At 68.0% G+C, this 14,840-nt stretch carries 11 protein-coding genes and 1 other RNA gene; 8 read left to right on the top strand and 4 right to left on the bottom strand.

Annotation, left to right across the window (positions count from 1 at the left end):
* Positions 1-62: 62 nt before the first annotated feature.
* Positions 63-2,759: a bifunctional diguanylate cyclase/phosphodiesterase gene (locus tag ACJQWL_RS05720; RefSeq protein ID WP_330969155.1), complete on the bottom strand. Its 2,697-nt coding sequence runs from the start codon at positions 2,757-2,759 to the stop codon at positions 63-65.
* 14 nt (positions 2,760-2,773) lie between these two features.
* On the opposite strand from ACJQWL_RS05720, the gene pepQ reads away from it, so the two are divergent.
* Complete coding sequence (gene pepQ, locus ACJQWL_RS05725; RefSeq protein WP_330969154.1) at positions 2,774-4,102, top strand: Xaa-Pro dipeptidase; 1,329 nt, start codon at positions 2,774-2,776, stop codon at positions 4,100-4,102.
* Between the two features lie 103 nt (positions 4,103-4,205).
* Here the strand turns inward: pepQ and ACJQWL_RS05730 are convergent, their stop codons facing one another.
* From ACJQWL_RS05730 to ACJQWL_RS05740, 3 genes are read right to left on the bottom strand one after another with little or no spacing between them, the layout of a single operon-like run.
* Positions 4,206-4,976, bottom strand: coding sequence for a TerC family protein (locus tag ACJQWL_RS05730; RefSeq protein ID WP_330969153.1), 771 nt, complete (start codon positions 4,974-4,976; stop codon positions 4,206-4,208).
* Between the two features lie 33 nt (positions 4,977-5,009).
* Positions 5,010-6,347: an aminopeptidase P N-terminal domain-containing protein gene (locus tag ACJQWL_RS05735; RefSeq protein WP_330969152.1), complete on the bottom strand. Its 1,338-nt coding sequence runs from the start codon at positions 6,345-6,347 to the stop codon at positions 5,010-5,012.
* Position 6,348: 1 nt separating this feature from the next.
* Positions 6,349-6,909 (bottom strand): UPF0149 family protein, encoded by a 561-nt coding sequence (locus ACJQWL_RS05740; RefSeq protein ID WP_330969151.1) that lies wholly within the window; start codon positions 6,907-6,909, stop codon positions 6,349-6,351.
* A 230-nt stretch (positions 6,910-7,139) separates the two neighbouring features.
* Between ACJQWL_RS05740 and ACJQWL_RS05745 the strand changes: the two genes are divergently transcribed.
* The 7 genes from ACJQWL_RS05745 to rpiA all read left to right on the top strand — a co-directional run bounded on the left by ACJQWL_RS05745 (position 7,140) and on the right by rpiA (position 14,348).
* Positions 7,140-11,621 carry an EAL domain-containing protein gene (locus ACJQWL_RS05745; RefSeq protein ID WP_330969150.1) on the top strand — a complete coding sequence of 1,494 codons (4,482 nt, stop codon included), beginning with the start codon at positions 7,140-7,142 and terminating at the stop codon, positions 11,619-11,621.
* Positions 11,622-11,699: 78 nt separating this feature from the next.
* The gene (locus ACJQWL_RS05750; RefSeq protein WP_330969149.1) at positions 11,700-11,921 is read left to right on the top strand and encodes a TIGR02449 family protein; all 222 of its coding nucleotides are present in this window, start codon (positions 11,700-11,702) and stop codon (positions 11,919-11,921) included.
* Positions 11,918-12,220 carry a cell division protein ZapA gene (locus tag ACJQWL_RS05755; RefSeq protein WP_330969148.1) on the top strand — a complete coding sequence of 101 codons (303 nt, stop codon included), beginning with the start codon at positions 11,918-11,920 and terminating at the stop codon, positions 12,218-12,220. Before ACJQWL_RS05750 ends, ACJQWL_RS05755 begins: the two co-directional genes overlap by 4 nt.
* A gap of 93 nt (positions 12,221-12,313) precedes the next feature.
* A non-coding RNA gene (gene ssrS / locus ACJQWL_RS05760) (6S RNA) lies at positions 12,314-12,500 on the top strand.
* Positions 12,501-12,599: 99 nt separating this feature from the next.
* Complete coding sequence (locus ACJQWL_RS05765) at positions 12,600-13,211, top strand: 5-formyltetrahydrofolate cyclo-ligase (protein WP_330969147.1); 612 nt, start codon at positions 12,600-12,602, stop codon at positions 13,209-13,211.
* Positions 13,208-13,681, top strand: coding sequence for an EVE domain-containing protein (locus ACJQWL_RS05770; protein ID WP_330969146.1), 474 nt, complete (start codon positions 13,208-13,210; stop codon positions 13,679-13,681). Before ACJQWL_RS05765 ends, ACJQWL_RS05770 begins: the two co-directional genes overlap by 4 nt.
* A gap of 4 nt (positions 13,682-13,685) precedes the next feature.
* Positions 13,686-14,348 (top strand): ribose-5-phosphate isomerase RpiA, encoded by a 663-nt coding sequence (gene rpiA, locus ACJQWL_RS05775; protein ID WP_330969145.1) that lies wholly within the window; start codon positions 13,686-13,688, stop codon positions 14,346-14,348.
* Positions 14,349-14,840 lie beyond the last annotated feature (492 nt).

Below are 14,840 nucleotides of genomic sequence, written 5' to 3' on the forward strand. Positions count from 1 at the left end.
CCGCGCGCGCAGCGCCCACCCAGCCAGGGAACTGGCCCGGCCGGCGTGCCCGGGGGCGCCCTTCAGTCCCCATCACCCGTCAAGCCACGGTGGAACACCACCGGTTCGGGCTTGTGCAGCACGTAGCCCTGGGCGTAGTCCACGCCCATGTCGTGCAGTTCCTGGGCAATTTCCTCGCTCGACACCCACTCGGCGATCACCTTCAGCCCGAGGCGGTGGCCGATGTCGGTCACCGCGCCGACGATGGCGTGGCTCATCGGGTCGACCAGGATGTCGCGGATGAAGCTCCCATCGATCTTGATGATGTCCACCGGCAGGTTTTTCAGGTAGCCGAACGACGACATCCCCGCGCCGAAATCGTCCAGCGCGATCAGGCAGCCAGCCGCGCGCAGCCGCTCGATGAAGCGCGAGACCTGCGACAGGTGGCGCACCGCGACCGTCTCGGTGATCTCGAAGCAGACCCGGCCGGGGTCGATGCCGTGCTGTTCGATGAGGTCCAGCACCAGCGTGGCCAACGCGTCGTCCTCAATGCTCGCGCCGGACAGGTTGATGGTGGCCAGTTGCAGGTCCGGCCCACTCGGATGCAGCCGGTCGAAATTGGACAGCGCCGTCTCCACCACCCAACGGTCGATCATCGGCATCAGGCCGTAGCGCTCGGCGGCGGGCATGAACGCGCCCGGTGGCACCAGCCGGCCCTGCTCGTCGCGGAAGCGCAGCAAAAGTTCGATATGCGGCTTGCCATTGGAGGGGGCGGCCAGCGGCCAGACCTCCTGGTACTTGAGCAGCAGGCGCCCCTCCTCCACCGCCCAGCGCAGGCGGTTGGCCCATTCCATCTCGGTCTGGCGACGGGTGGTGTCGTCGTCCTGGGCCGAATAGAAGTGCACGCGGTTGCGTCCGCTCTCCTTGGCCATGTAGCAGGCGGTGTCGGCCTGTGCCAGCAGGTCCTTCAGGTTGACGTTGGGGTGGTCGATCATCACCGCGCCGATGCTGGCGCTGATGGTGTAGGTGCGCTGCTCCCAGACGAACACGTAGCCGTCGATACGCTCGCGCAGGCGCTCGGCGACGTTGCTGGCGCCGGCCTGGTCGTGCACGTTTGTCGCCAGTACGCCGAACTCGTCGCCGCCCAGGCGCGCCAGCACGTCGCCGCCGCGCAGCTGCTCGCGCATGTTGATGGCCAGCTGGATAAGCAGCTGGTCGCCGGCGATGTGGCCGGAGGTGTCGTTGATCAGCTTGAACTGGTCAAGGTCGATGTAGAGCAACGCCGCCGGCGCCCCGCCGGCAGCCGTCACGATCAGCGCGCGCTCCACGCGCCGCTCGAACTCGCGGCGGTTGTAGAGTTCCGTCAACGCATCGTGGCTGGCCTGGTAGCTGAGCAACTCGGTCAGCTGGCGCTGCTCGGATATGTCACTGGCGACCATCAGCAGCTTGGACTCACCACCCACGTCGACCCGCGCGATTGAAAGCGACGCCCAGAAGCGATCCCCGTTCGCACTGCGCAACACCGCCTCCATGTTCAGGCAGCTGCTCTGGTCGCACGCCAGGATGCGTTCACGCAGGCCCTCGTCCTCGAACAGTGTCGGCAGCTCCAGTTCGCACACCTCCTCACCCAGCCGCAGGCGCGAAGCCTGGTTGGCATAGGTGATGCGCCCGGTGTCCTGGCGGGCAAGCACCACCAGGGCCGGCAGCAGTTCGTTGAGCGCACGGAAGCGCTCTTCGCTTTCCCGGTAACGGCGGCTCATCCGGTTGCCAAGATCCACCGCGCGCCGTCGGGTGTTGACCACTGAAGACACCAGCAATGCCAGCAGTGCACTGGCGAGCAGGCCCGGCAGCAATGGCGATCGCTGCCAGAAGGCTGTCTGCGCATCATGTCCCAGCGGATGCATCGACAGCCGCCACGCGCGGCCCCCATAGCGCAATTCCTTGTCGTAGCGGTGCGCAGTGGGCGCGTCCGCGTGGGCCCCGGTGTGTGAGTCGAACAACGCCAGCGGCTCGGGGCCGGTCACGTCGGTAATCTCGACGTGCAGGTGCGAGGCACCGTCTTCGGGGAGCGCGGTCTGGATCAGGCTATGGAGCTGGAACGAGATCGCCAGCGAGCCGCGTATCCGCTCGCGGCGCTCGGCCACGCTTCCCGGCGGCTGGCCCGGGCTGTAGATGGGCAGGCGGAAGGTCACGCCATCGGCGGCGCCACCATCGGCAGCCACCTGCGCCAGCCGGAACGGTGCCGAGAGTGCAGGACGGTTGCTGTCGCGCGAGGCGAGGACCGCCGCCAGGTTCGCCGGCTGGGTGTTGACGTCCAGCCCGAACAAGGCCTCGTTACCGGCGCGCGGCTGCACGAAGTCGGCGTGATAGACGTAGTGGTCGCCATCGGCCCGGGTTTCACGGCGGGCCACCACCAGCGCCTGCATGCCGGGCACCAGCGTGCGTGGATCCAGGTTGGCGTACATCGCCCGGAACTCGTCGGCGGTGACTTCCTCGGACGTCAGGAACATCGTCTGCACCGAGCGGGCGAGCATTTCGCATGCCCGCAGGCGGTCCAGCACGGCGGCGTGGGCGCGATCAGCCAGGTGGGTGAACGCCACCCGCCGCTCGGCCTCGTCCTGCCGTTGCTGCGCCTGCACCGCCCACAGCGTCAGTACCACGCCCAGCACCAGCGCCAGCAGGCTCCACACACCGGCCGGCACGCCCAGTGGGGCAACGCGCGCGCCCTCCGCCTCCAGCGGCCTGGATGCGAATCCGTCAGAATCCTTCGACGTATCCAAGAACAGGCGCCCCCATGACCGCCCACGATCTACCGATGGTATACCGGCAACACCTGCAGGATATTCAACGCCGCGCGGATGTCGCGCTTGAGCGCGGCGGCTACGAACACCTCGTCGTTCCCGCCGGCACCTCGCACTACCAGGTGTTCGACGACCGCGACTACCCCTATGCGGTGAACCCCCAGTTCAAAGCCTGGCTGCCGCTCACCGCCACGCCGGGCAGCTGGCTGGTGCATACCCCCGGCCAGCGGCCGCGCCTGCTGTACCTGCAGCCGTTCGACTACTGGCACGCGGTTCCCGAGGCCCCGCGCGGGTACTGGGTCGGCGAATTCGACGTCACCATCATCCGCACGCCGGAGGAGGCGCTCCAGCACCTGCCGGGCAACCCGGCACGGTGCGCGATCCTGGGCGAGCCGCAGTCGGCGCTGGGCAACTACGTGCCCAACAACCCGTCGCCCGTGCTGGCGTACCTCGACTACCACCGTGCCCGCAAGACCGGGTACGAGATCGAAATGATGCGGTTGGCGTCAGCGCACGGCGCGCGGGCGCATCGCGCTGCCGAACGGGCCTTCCGTGCCGGCGCCAGCGAGTTCGGCATCCACCTGGCCTACTGCCAGGCGGCGCGGCAGGACGCCAACGACCTGCCGTACGGCAATATCGTGGGCCTCAACGAGCACGCCGCCGTGCTGCACTACACCCAGCGCGACCGGCTGCCCCCGCAGGAGTCACGCAGCTTCCTGATCGATGCCGGCGCCAGCCATGCCGGCTACGCGTGCGACATCACCCGCACCTACGCGGCCGATACGTCCGGGGCGTTCCAGCAGCTCATCGACGCGGTCGACGCGGCCGAACAGCGGCTGTGCGACGCGGTGCGTCCGGGGGTGGATTACCGCCAGATCCACCTGGACGCGCACCTGGAGATCGCCCGCATCCTGCGCGAGCAGGGCATCGTCGACATGGCCCCCGAATCGATGGTGGAAACCGGCGTCAGCGCCAAGTTCTTCCCGCACGGCATCGGTCATTACATCGGCCTGCAGGTGCATGACGTGGGCGGGTTCGCGCAGAGCGACAGCGGCGGTACCCTCGACAAGCCCGAAGGGCACCCGTTCCTCCGCCTGACGCGGACGCTGGAGCCGGGCGCGGTCGTCACCATCGAGCCGGGGCTCTACTTCGCCGACCTGTTGATGCAGGAACTGCGCGAAGGCCCCCACGCCGGCAGCGTCGACTGGGACAAGGTCGAGGCATTCCGCCCGTTCGGCGGCGTGCGCATCGAGGACGACGTGGTCTGCACCGAGGGCGCGCCGGTCAACCTCACCCGGGAGGCGTTCGCGGTGCTGGGCTGATCCATGGCCGAGGGCCGGGCGCCAGCAGGGCGTCGGGTCGACCCCAGGAAAAGGCGCGGATCGGATCCGCGCCTTTTTTTTCGATGGCCGTGGTGGGCAGGCTTCAGTCGGCGCGGGTACCGGTACCGCCTTCCACGTACTTTTCGTGCAGCTTGACCGGCCGGGCCTTCGCGCTGCGCTTGCGGATCCAAAGGTTGAGCATCTCGACGAACACCGAGAACGCCATGGCGGCGTAGATATATCCCTTGGGGATGTGCACCGCGAAGCCGTCGGCGATCAGCACCAGGCCGATCATCATCAGGAAGCTCAACGCGAGCACCTTGATGGTGGGGTGCTTTTCCACGAAGTCGCTGATGGGCTTGGCGAAGGCGATCATGAAGGCGATCGAGATCAGGATCGCGGTCACCATCACCCAGCGTTCGTCGACCATGCCCACCGCGGTGATGATCGAGTCCAGCGAGAACACCACGTCGAGCAGGGCGATCTGCGCGATCACGCCCCCGAAGGTCGCCGTCGCGGACTGCGCGACTTCCTCGGTGTCGCCTTCGAGCTTCTGGTGGATCTCATGGGTGGCTTTCCCGATCAGGAACAGGCCCCCGAAGATCAGGATCAGGTCGCGCCACGAGAAGGTGTGGCCGAACAGTTCGAACAGGGGCGCGGTGAGCCCGATGATCCAGGCAATGGCGAACAGCAGCGCCAGTCGGGTCACCGCCGCCAACATGATGCCCACCTTGCGCGCCTTGTCCCGTTGCTCGGGCGGCAGCCTGCCCGCAAGGATCGAGATGAAGATGATGTTGTCGATGCCCAGCACCAGCTCCAGTGCCGTCAGCGTCAGCAGGGCGATCCATATTTCCGGATTGGCCAACATTTCCATGCGGGGGTCCCAGTCTCCTGAAAGTAGAGGATCCTAGGCGGCGCGTGCGTTGTCCGACATGAAGGCTTCGATCTGTTCGGCGCTGCGCGGCAGATCGTCGGTCAGCACGCGGGGGCCATCGGCGGTGACCAGCACGTCATCCTCGATCCGGATACCGATGCCGCGCCACTTGGCCGCCACGCTGGTGTCACCGGGCGATACATAGATGCCCGGCTCGATGGTGAAGACCATGCCCGGCTCCAGCAGGCGCGACTGCCCGTCGATGCGGTACTCGCCCACGTCGTGCACGTCCAGGCCGATCCAGTGGCCGGTCTTGTGCCGGTAGAAGCGCTTGTAGCGCTCATCGGCGATGTTCTTCTCGAGCGAACCCTTCAGCAGGCCCAGTTCCAGCAGGCCTGCGGTCAGCGTCTCCACCGCGGCGTCGTGCCCGGCCTGGTACGCAACGCCAGCGCGTGCCTGGGCCAGCGCGGCCGATTGCGCTTCGACCACCAGGTCGTGCAGCAACCGCTGCTCCCGCGAGAACCGGCCATTGGCCGGGAACGTGCGGGTGATATCGGCCGCGTAGCCGCGGAACTCCGCACCCGCATCGACCAGCACCAGGTCGCCGTCGTTGATGCGCCCGGTGTTGGCGACGTAGTGCAGCACACAGCCGTTGGCACCGGCACCGACGATGCTGCCGTAGGCCGGCACCGCGCCATGCACGCGGAACACGTACTCCAGCCGTGCCTGCAATTGGTATTCGTGCATGCCGGGACGTACTTCGCCCATTACCGCGGCGTGCGCCTCGACCGAGATATCCGCGGCGCGCTGCATCAGCTTGAGCTCGTCGCGGTCCTTGAACAGGCGCATCTCGTCCAGCAGGTGGCCCAGCTCGAGGAACTCGTGGGGGGGCTGGGCACCCATGCGCATCATCGCCCGTACGCGGTTGACCCAGCCGATCAGCTGCAGGTCGAACTCCGCATCGCGCCCGAAGTGGTAGTACACCCGGCTGCGGCCTTCCAGTAGCCCGGGCAGGATGTCGTCCAGGTCGCCAATGGGATAAGCGTCGTCCATCCCGATCGCGTCCACGGCACCTTCCGGCCCCTGGCGGGGGCCATCCCAGCCTTCGCGCTCCGGGTCGCGCTCGCGACAGAACAGCAACGACTCGCCGTGCGCACGCCCCGGCACCAGCACCAGCACTGCCTCGGGTTCGGCGAAGCCGGTGAGGTACGAAAAATCCGAATCCTGCCGATAAGGGTGGTGCGTATCGCGGCTGCGGACCGTTTCCTTGGCTGCGGGCAGCACCAGGATGGCGTCGTTGCCGGCCATCCGCATCAATTGCCTGCGGCGGCGCAGATAGGTCTTGGGGGGAATGCGGGGGATGGCGCGCACGTCAGTTCAACCGTTGCCGGTGGCGCGCCGCCAGCACGCAATCGCCATGCAGCAACAACGCGGCCACCCGCACGAATTCCTCGATCTCCGCAAGCGCGTCCTCGTCCTCGGCGTCGCCTTCGTCCTGGGGTTCGGCCGCGGCAAGCTTGGCGATGTCGCCCAGCGCCTCGAGCGCCTCTTCCGACAGGGTGGGGCGCTCCCCCGAGGACAGCCCGAAGCCGCCCAGGAAACCGCGGCACCACTCGAACAGGGCACCGCTGCGCTCGGCGAGGGTGGCATCGACTGGCGGCTGCAGCAGTTCGAACGCGAAATCGCGGTCGCCCAGCTGGGCCGCGGTGGCCAGCCGCAGCAGGTCCAGCGCGTTGCCGTCGGCAGGCACCGGCGCGGCCGGATCGGCCAGCACGTCGCGCAGCCACTCCGGGCGCGACGGCCCCCCGCCGGCAAGCCACCCGCACAGGCTGCCATGCAGCTCGGCCGCGGTCGTGCCCAGCGTCAGGCGGCGGATTTCAGCATCGATCAGATCGATGGGGGGCAGGTCGGGCGAAGGGGCGTCTTGCGACACGGCGACTCCACGGGAAAAGGCCGGCGCAGTCTAGCAATGCGGGGGGCTGGGCCGTGTCGCACGCGTCCAGCAGGACAGCTGCCAATGGCCCTACACTGGCGGCTGCCACGCCAGCCGACGGACCCGTGCGAGCGCCCTGCCCTTCCGCCACCTCCGCGCATGCCCGTCGCGCCCGAGCCCCCCTGGGCCGCGCATGGGGGCGCATCGCGGCGCTGGGTCTGGCGGCGTTGATGGGGGCTTCGCCCGCGCTGGCGGCTACCCGGGACTTCTATTTCGAGCGCCTGGGCGGTGAGGAAGGCCTGGCACAGAACACCGTGACCGCACTGGCGCAGGACGGCGACGGCTTCGTCTGGGTGGGTACGCAGGGCGGACTGCACCGGTACGACGGCCAGCGCTATGCGCTGTTCCGCCATGTCCCCCGGGACCCCGACAGCCTCCCCGACAGTTACGTCACCGGGCTGTCGGTGGACGGCCAGGCGCTCTGGGTCGGCTCGTACGGCGAGTACGTGGCCCGCTTCGACCTCGCCTCCGGGCGGGTACGCCGCTATGCCAGTGCTGACCAGGATGCCACCGGCCGCCATGTGCGTGCGGTGCTGGCCCACGGCGGGTCGGTCTGGATCGGCACGGGGCGCGGACTGGAGCGCCTCGACCCCCGCACAGGCGCGCGCACGACGGTGCTCACCCTTGACCCGACGCAAGCCAACGGGCGCCAGGCGCTACTGGCCGACCCCAGGCGGGGCGTCTGGTACGCGACGCCCGCTGGGCTTTACCGGATCTCGGACGATCTCACGGCACGGCGCATCGGCGGGCAGTCACCTGCCCTGTCGCTGGCCTGGGACCGCAGCGGGCGCTTGTGGGTGGGCGGGGGCGACGGCCTGTACCGCCTGCATTCCGACGGCCGGCGACTGGTACCGGCATGGCTGCAGCCGGCCGGCCTGCCGGGCGGCGCCGTAAACGCGATCACCCAGGCACCCGACGGCCGCCTGTGGCTGGCCGTGGGCTTCCATGGACTGCGGCGGCTGGACCCGGAAAGTGGGCGCAGCGAGCCGATTGTAGAAGGCCCCGCCATCACCGCTTCGCTGCCCGAGAACGGCATCGAGGAACTGATGGTGGACCGCGGCGGCATCCTGTGGGTGGGCGGCCAGCTGCGTGGCGTGTCGGTCACCGACCCGCTGGGCGCGCGGTTCCGCTACGTGTTCGACGACGGCGGCGGGCGGCTGGACGCGATCATTTCCGACAACAGTACCCGCGCGTTGCACCAGGGGCACGACGGCGCATTGTGGGTCGCAACCGACAACGGCCGACTGCGTCGCTACGACCTGGCCGACGACCGTTTCGAGGACTGGACGGGCCGAATGCCCGCACCGGGCAGGATCATGGCCATCGCCAGTGCCGGGCATGACCGCCTGTGGCTGGGCGGTCGCAACGGCCTGATGCGGCTGGATGCCGGTGCCGGCACGATCGAACCGGTTCGCCTGGCGGGGTTGGAGGGCGTCGCCGTCCGTGCGATCGCCACCGACCGCAACGGCGACCTCTGGCTGGCGACGCTCCGCGCTGGCCTGGTGCAGTTGCCGCGCAATGGTGGCGCGCCGGTGGTCCACCAGATCGGCCCATCGGCGAAGACACACCCCATGGTCCACGCCATGACGCTCGACCGTCGCGGTCGGCTGTGGGTGGCCACGTCCGACGGGCTGGCGGTGCGCGACCCGGCCACGGGGCGGTTCCGCATGCTGCAGCGCGTGGCCGACAGGCCCGGCTCGCTTCCGGGCAACCTGGTGCGGGCGGTGCATGAAGCCCGGGACGGATCGATCTGGGTCGGCACGCACACGGGTTTGGGTCGCGTGGTGGAGGCCGACGACGGGCGGATCACCTTCCAGCAGCCGTTGGAGGACGCGCTGGCGGACATACCGACGCCGGTTGTCTTCTCGATCCTCGAGGATGCCCGCGGCACGCTTTGGCTGGGCACCAATGCGGGGCTGGTGAGCTACCGGCATGGCAACGGGCGGGCGCGCCAGTTCGGGCTGGCCGACGGCTTGCAGGACCTGGAGTTCAACGGCGGTGCGGCGACCCGGCTGGCGAATGGCAAGCTGGTGTTCGGCGGCGTGCGCGGCATCAACCTGTTCGACCCCGCCCGCATGCGCGACGCTGCATTCGAGCCTCCGCTCAGGCTGCTGTCGGCGCAGATCGGGGCCCGGCCGGGCGGCAACGGCGAGGTTCTGTGGCAGCCCGGTTCGCTTGACCTGCCCAGCGGGACGGAATTGCTGCGCCTGCGTATCGGAGCACTGGACTTCGCGCCGGGGGCCCGCCTCAGCTATCGCTATCGCATGGAGGGCTTCGACTCGGACTGGATCGACAACGGGCGGCAGGGCGACATCACCTACACCCGGCTGCCACCGGGCCACTACACCCTGCGTGCCCAGTCCACCAACCGCGACGGCACCTGGACCGACCAGGCCCTGGTCCTTCCCGTCATCGTGGCCGCGCCGCCGTGGCGCCATCCGCTGGCCATTGCCGCCGCCGTGCTGGTGCTACTGGCCCTTGCCACGACGCTGGGATGGCGGTGGCACCGGCACCGGCGACTGGAGCAGAGCTGGTTCCGGCAGATCCGCGAACGCGAGGAGCGGCTGAAACTGGCGCTGTGGGCATCGGGCGAGCAGTTCTGGGACTACGACCTGAAAAGCCGAGAACTCCATGGCATGCGCGCCCTGGAAGCAGGGACCGACCCGGAGCTGACCGTGCGCGCACGGGTAGCGGCCGACCACAACATCCACCCCGACGACCTGCCGCGGGTGATGGAACGGTTGCGCGAGCACCTGCACGGGCATGCGGCGCTGTTCCTTTCCGAGCACCGGGTGCGCAATCCGAGTGGCGGCTGGGACTGGGTCCGCGCACGTGGCCGGGTGGTCGATCGCGACAGCCAGGGGCATGCCCTGCGGGTGTCGGGAACCGCGCGCGACATCACCGCAAGCCGCAGCGCCGAGCGCGACCGGCGCGTGTCCAGCGAGGTGCTGCGGAGCATGGCGGAAGCTGTCGCGGTTTTCGATGCCGAGTTCACCTTCATATCGGTCAACCCGGCATTCGAACGCATCACCGGCTATTCCTCCGTGGACGTCATCGGCAAGCCCACCAGCCTGATCGACAGCCGCCAGCATGACCCGGACTTCTACCATCAGATGCGCGCGCAGATGCAGCGCAACGGTCGCTGGTCGGGCGAGATCTGGCAGCAGCGCAAGGACGGAAGCGAGTTCCTGTGCTGGCTGCAGTGCAGCGCGGTCCACGAGACCACCGGCACACAGCGCGTTCAGTACGTCGCTGTACTGACCGACATCACCGACCAGAAGCGTGCCGAGCAGGAGCTGCGCTACCTGGCCAACTACGACACGCTGACCAGCCTGCCCAACCGCACCCTGCTGTCGGAGCGACTGTCGCGGGCCATCGTGCGTGCGCGCCGCAACAGCCAGAAGGTCGCGGTGCTGTTCCTGGACCTGGACCGCTTCAAGGATATCAACGACTCGCTCGGGCATGCCGCCGGCGACCGCATCCTGCGTGCCGTTGCGCAGCGGCTGCAGGAGACCGTGGGCAACCGCCACACCGTCGCCCGCCTGGGCGGCGACGAATTCACCGTGGTGCTGGAGAACCTGGAGAACGCGGAACAGGCCGAGGAGGTCGCGCGCAACATCATCCTGGCCTTCGAGGCACCGCTCGACGTGGAAGAGCGCCACGACATCGCCATATCGCCTTCGATCGGCATCAGTCTGTACCCGGACCACGCACAGGTGCCTACCGACCTGCTCAAGCAGGCAGACACCGCGATGTACCAGGCCAAGGCGGGTGGGCGGCGCACGTACATGCAGTACACCGAGGCGATGGACATCGAGATCCGCCGCCGCGCCACCATCAGCGCGGCACTGCGCAAGGTGCTGGATCGGGGCGAGCTCCGCTTGGCGTTCCAGCCGCAACTGTCGCTGGCGGACGGCCGCATCACCGGCGTGGAGGCACTGCTGCGCTGGTCCAGTCCGGACTACGGCGAAATCCCGCCATCGCAGTTCATCCCCCTGGCCGAGGAGACCGGGCTGATCATCGAGATCGGTGAGTGGGTGCTGCGCGAGGCCTGTTCGACGCTGGCACGTTGGCGACCCCACGGCCTGGACGACCTGGCCATCGCCGTGAACGTCTCCGCGTTGCAGCTCCTGCGCGGGGACCTGCCGGAGGTCGTTGCGCGGGTGCTGGCCGAAACAGGGCTTCCGCCGGCATGCCTTGAACTGGAACTCACCGAAAGCGTGATCATGGCCAACGCGCAGCACAACGCCGAGCTGCTGCAGCGGCTACGGGGGATCGGCGTCGGCGTGGCCATCGACGACTTCGGTACCGGTTATTCGTCGCTCTCCTACCTCAAGCGGTTGCCGATCACCACGCTGAAGATCGACAAGGAATTCATCGACGACCTCACCCACGATCCGGACGATGCCGCCATCACCAGCACGATCATCACCATGGCGCACTCGCTGGGCCTGAACGTGGTCGCCGAAGGGGTGGAGGGCGAGGCCCAGATGCAGTTCCTGCGCGAGCACGGCTGCGACGAGGTGCAGGGTTACTGGCTCTCGCATCCGCTGGATGCCCAGGCGTGCCTGGCCTTCCTGCGTACCTGGCCGGCTGGCCGCGCCGGGGCGCCCAGCCGGACGTCCCCCGACAGCCTGCCGACGGCGTCCTGACGACGGCCTTGCCCGGCCGTCCCGACCGGCGCCACCACGGTCCTTGACCGTCCCCGCGCGTCTGCCTATGGTGCGGCGATGGACGCATCCGACTCCCTTGCCCAACTGCAGGCGCTGGCCCGGCGTGTCGAGGCGTTGGCCGACCGGATGCAGCGGCTCGGCGAGGAGAACCGCAGCCTGCGCCAGCAGCAGGAGCAACTCGCGGGTGAGCGGGCCGCCCTTCTTGCCAAGAACGAGCAGGCACGCGCACGTGTCGAGGCGATGATCGCCAGGCTAAAGTCGCTGGAGCAGCACACGTGAGCAAGGCCACGCCGGTCAGCATCCGCCTGCTTGATCGCGAATACACGGTGGGCTGCGAACCCGACGAACGCGACAGCCTGATGGCCGCCGCCAAGTTGCTCGACAGCAGGATGCGTGAGATCCGCGGCAGCAACCGCATGGCCGCACTTGACCGCGTTGCGGTGCTGGCCGCGCTCAACTTCGCCCACGAACTGCAGCAGCTGCGCGACGAGAACGCGGGCCGGGATCGCGCCATGGCGCGCACGCTGGGCGATCTGAACAGTCGCCTGGACGACCTGTTCGACACGCCCGTGCGCTGATCCAGCCAGGCACGCCTCGCGCGCTGAATCGGCGCCGACTGCTACCGACCAACGGCCTTTCGATCGAGCTACGGCGCGCTATACTTTCGCCCATGTCCTCTGCTGTGGACGACGGCGTGCGCAAACATTCGCCTTGTCCCTTAATTGCGACCGCGGGGATGCGACGGAAGCCTGGAGTGCAAGTCCGCCTCGTAGCGGGAAGCCCGAAGGCCTTCTAGCGTTCCCACTTGAACCCCGGGTTCAAGGTCGTTTCGCACGCATCGCCATCGGCGGAGGACTTCCCATTCAGGGGGCGCGCTAGCGCCCGCAACGACAGCGCAGATCCTGCGCTGTTTTAGTTTGAACGCGACCCCGCAGGCGTACGCATGGCCCAGGCGCAATGAGCAACGACGCAATGCCGGGCAGGCAATCGGTGCGCGAACGGATGCTCGCGATTCGACGCGCAATCCCGCCACCGAACCGCATTGCAGGTGCCCAGTCCCTGGCACGGCGACTGTTGGCGCTGCCGTTAGCACCGACGTCGGGCTTTGTCGCGGGCTACTGGGCCACCAATGGCGAGATCGCACTGCACGCGTGGCAGGTCGGGTTGCCCGGTGGCTGCCACTACTGCCTACCGGTCCTGCACGAAGACGGTCGGCTGCGCTTCGCACAGTGGCGGCCCGGTGCACCACTGGTCCCGAACCGTTTCGGGATCCCGGAACCCGACGTAGGCCCCGATCAACTGCTGGAGCCCGAAGCGATTGCAATGGTGGTGGTGCCACTGGTGGGCTTCGACCGCGTGGGACATCGACTGGGCATGGGAGGTGGCTGGTACGATCGGAGCTTCGCTTTTCGACGTACCGGACCCGCCCCCCCGTGGCTGGTAGGTGCGGCGTTCGACGAGCAACAGGTGGTCTCCTTGGACGCCGCGCCCTGGGACGTGCCGATGGACGCCGTCTGCACGCCCCTGCAAAGCCACCACTACCGACACTGCAACCGGCAGGACCCATGACCCGAATTCGCCGCCGTTACTGGGTGATGAAATCCGAGCCCGACGCGTTTTCCATCGACGACCTGCAGCGCGTCGGCACGGAGCCCTGGAACGGGGTGCGCAATTACCAGGCGCGCAATTTCATGCGTGACGGGATGCAGGTTGGCGACGAGGTGTTGTTCTACCACTCCAACACCAAGGTGCCCGGCATTGCGGGCACCGCGACCGTCGCCAGCCCCGCGTATCCCGACGACACCCAGTTCGAGCGCAAGTCGCCCTACTTCGACCCCAAGGCCTCGCGCGAAGAGCCCCGCTGGTTCCTCGTCGACGTCAGTTTCAAGCGCAAGCTTTCTCGCACCATTCCCCTGGACGACATCAAGCAGCACGGCGAACGGCTGGGCGAGGAGTGCCCGCTGATCAAGCGTGGAAACCGCCTGTCCGTCTTCCCGGTATCCGCCGACCAGTACAAGTTCCTTCTATCCCTGGAGTGAAAACGTGAGCGACGCCAAGCGCTTGGCCGGCGAAAAGGCCATCGAGTACGTCAGGGACGGGATGATCGTCGGCGTGGGTACCGGTTCGACGGTGGCTTACTTCATCGACGCGCTCGCCACCATCAAGCACCGCATCCGCGGCGCCGTATCCAGTTCCGAGCAGAGCTCCGGGCTGTTGCGGGCACACGGAATCGAGGTCCTCGAGCTCAACGATGCCGGTCCGCTGTCGCTTTACGTGGACGGCGCCGACGAATGCGATCCACACAAGCGGCTGATCAAGGGTGGCGGCGCCGCCCTTACCCGGGAAAAGATCATCGCCGAGGCCAGTGAGCAGTTCGTGTGCATCGTGGACCCGGCCAAACAGGTGGACGTGCTCGGGCGCTTCCCGCTTCCTGTCGAGGTCATCCCGATGGCCCGCAGCCTGGTGGCCCGCCGGATCGTGTCGATCACCGGCGGCCAGCCGGTGTGGCGACAGGATGTAGACGAGCGAGGCGTGGTGACCGACAACGGAAACGCAATCCTGGACATCCACGGCCTCTCGATCGTCGACCCGGTGGCAATGGAGGCGGCGCTTAACCAGATCCCCGGCGTGGTAAGCGTGGGCCTGTTTGCCCGCCGCGGAGCGGACGTAGTGATTGTGGGCGGATCGCCGCCGCGGGTACTCTGAGCGCTTGAGCGGTCCGATCGTCTGATCGATCAGATCACGCCGGGCGCCGCCTGAGGGCGCATCGCCCCGCCCCGACGGACGTCGCTGCTACCTGAGCACGCCGTTCTCCCCCGGCACGCGGCACGCGTTAATCAGATGGCCGTCAGGCGTGATGGTCCCGATTGCCCCCAGCGGGCAAAGTACCTTGGCGCGTGCTCCGGCTACGTCGGCGACGCCGTGTGGACTGCAGTATCGCTGTGCTGGGTCCAATCGGACCAACGGACCCCGCGGCACCCATGCGCGGCCCGGATAAACCATTCTGTGGATGGGTGACATTTCCAGGGCCGTGCGCCTTTGGCGCGCAAAGCGCCGCACGGCGACATTTTCATACTGCCGAGCGGTGCGTGTTTTGGCTTGGGATACGGGCTTTGACCCGTCGAGGCGGCTGCTCGGTTACCGGATCGCCAAAAGAACAAGGCCGGTCCCTTTCGGGAACCGGCCTTGGGTGTAAAT

It is taken from the genome of Novilysobacter viscosus (genome assembly GCF_046600715.1).
Taxonomy (GTDB): Bacteria; Pseudomonadota; Gammaproteobacteria; order Xanthomonadales; family Xanthomonadaceae; genus Lysobacter_C; species Lysobacter_C viscosus.

What these genes read in the sequence shown, in the direction of transcription:
- ACJQWL_RS05730 (WP_330969153.1), bottom strand. Translation starts at nt 4,976, where the DNA reads ATGGAAATGTTGGCCAATCCGGAAATATGGATCGCCCTGCTGACGCTG.
- ACJQWL_RS05745 (WP_330969150.1), top strand. Translation starts at nt 7,140, where the DNA reads ATGGGGGCTTCGCCCGCGCTGGCGGCTACCCGGGACTTCTATTTCGAG.
- pepQ (WP_330969154.1), top strand. Translation starts at nt 2,774, where the DNA reads ATGACCGCCCACGATCTACCGATGGTATACCGGCAACACCTGCAGGAT.
- ACJQWL_RS05765 (WP_330969147.1), top strand. Translation starts at nt 12,600, where the DNA reads ATGAGCAACGACGCAATGCCGGGCAGGCAATCGGTGCGCGAACGGATG.
- ACJQWL_RS05770 (WP_330969146.1), top strand. Translation starts at nt 13,208, where the DNA reads ATGACCCGAATTCGCCGCCGTTACTGGGTGATGAAATCCGAGCCCGAC.
- ACJQWL_RS05750 (WP_330969149.1), top strand. Translation starts at nt 11,700, where the DNA reads ATGGACGCATCCGACTCCCTTGCCCAACTGCAGGCGCTGGCCCGGCGT.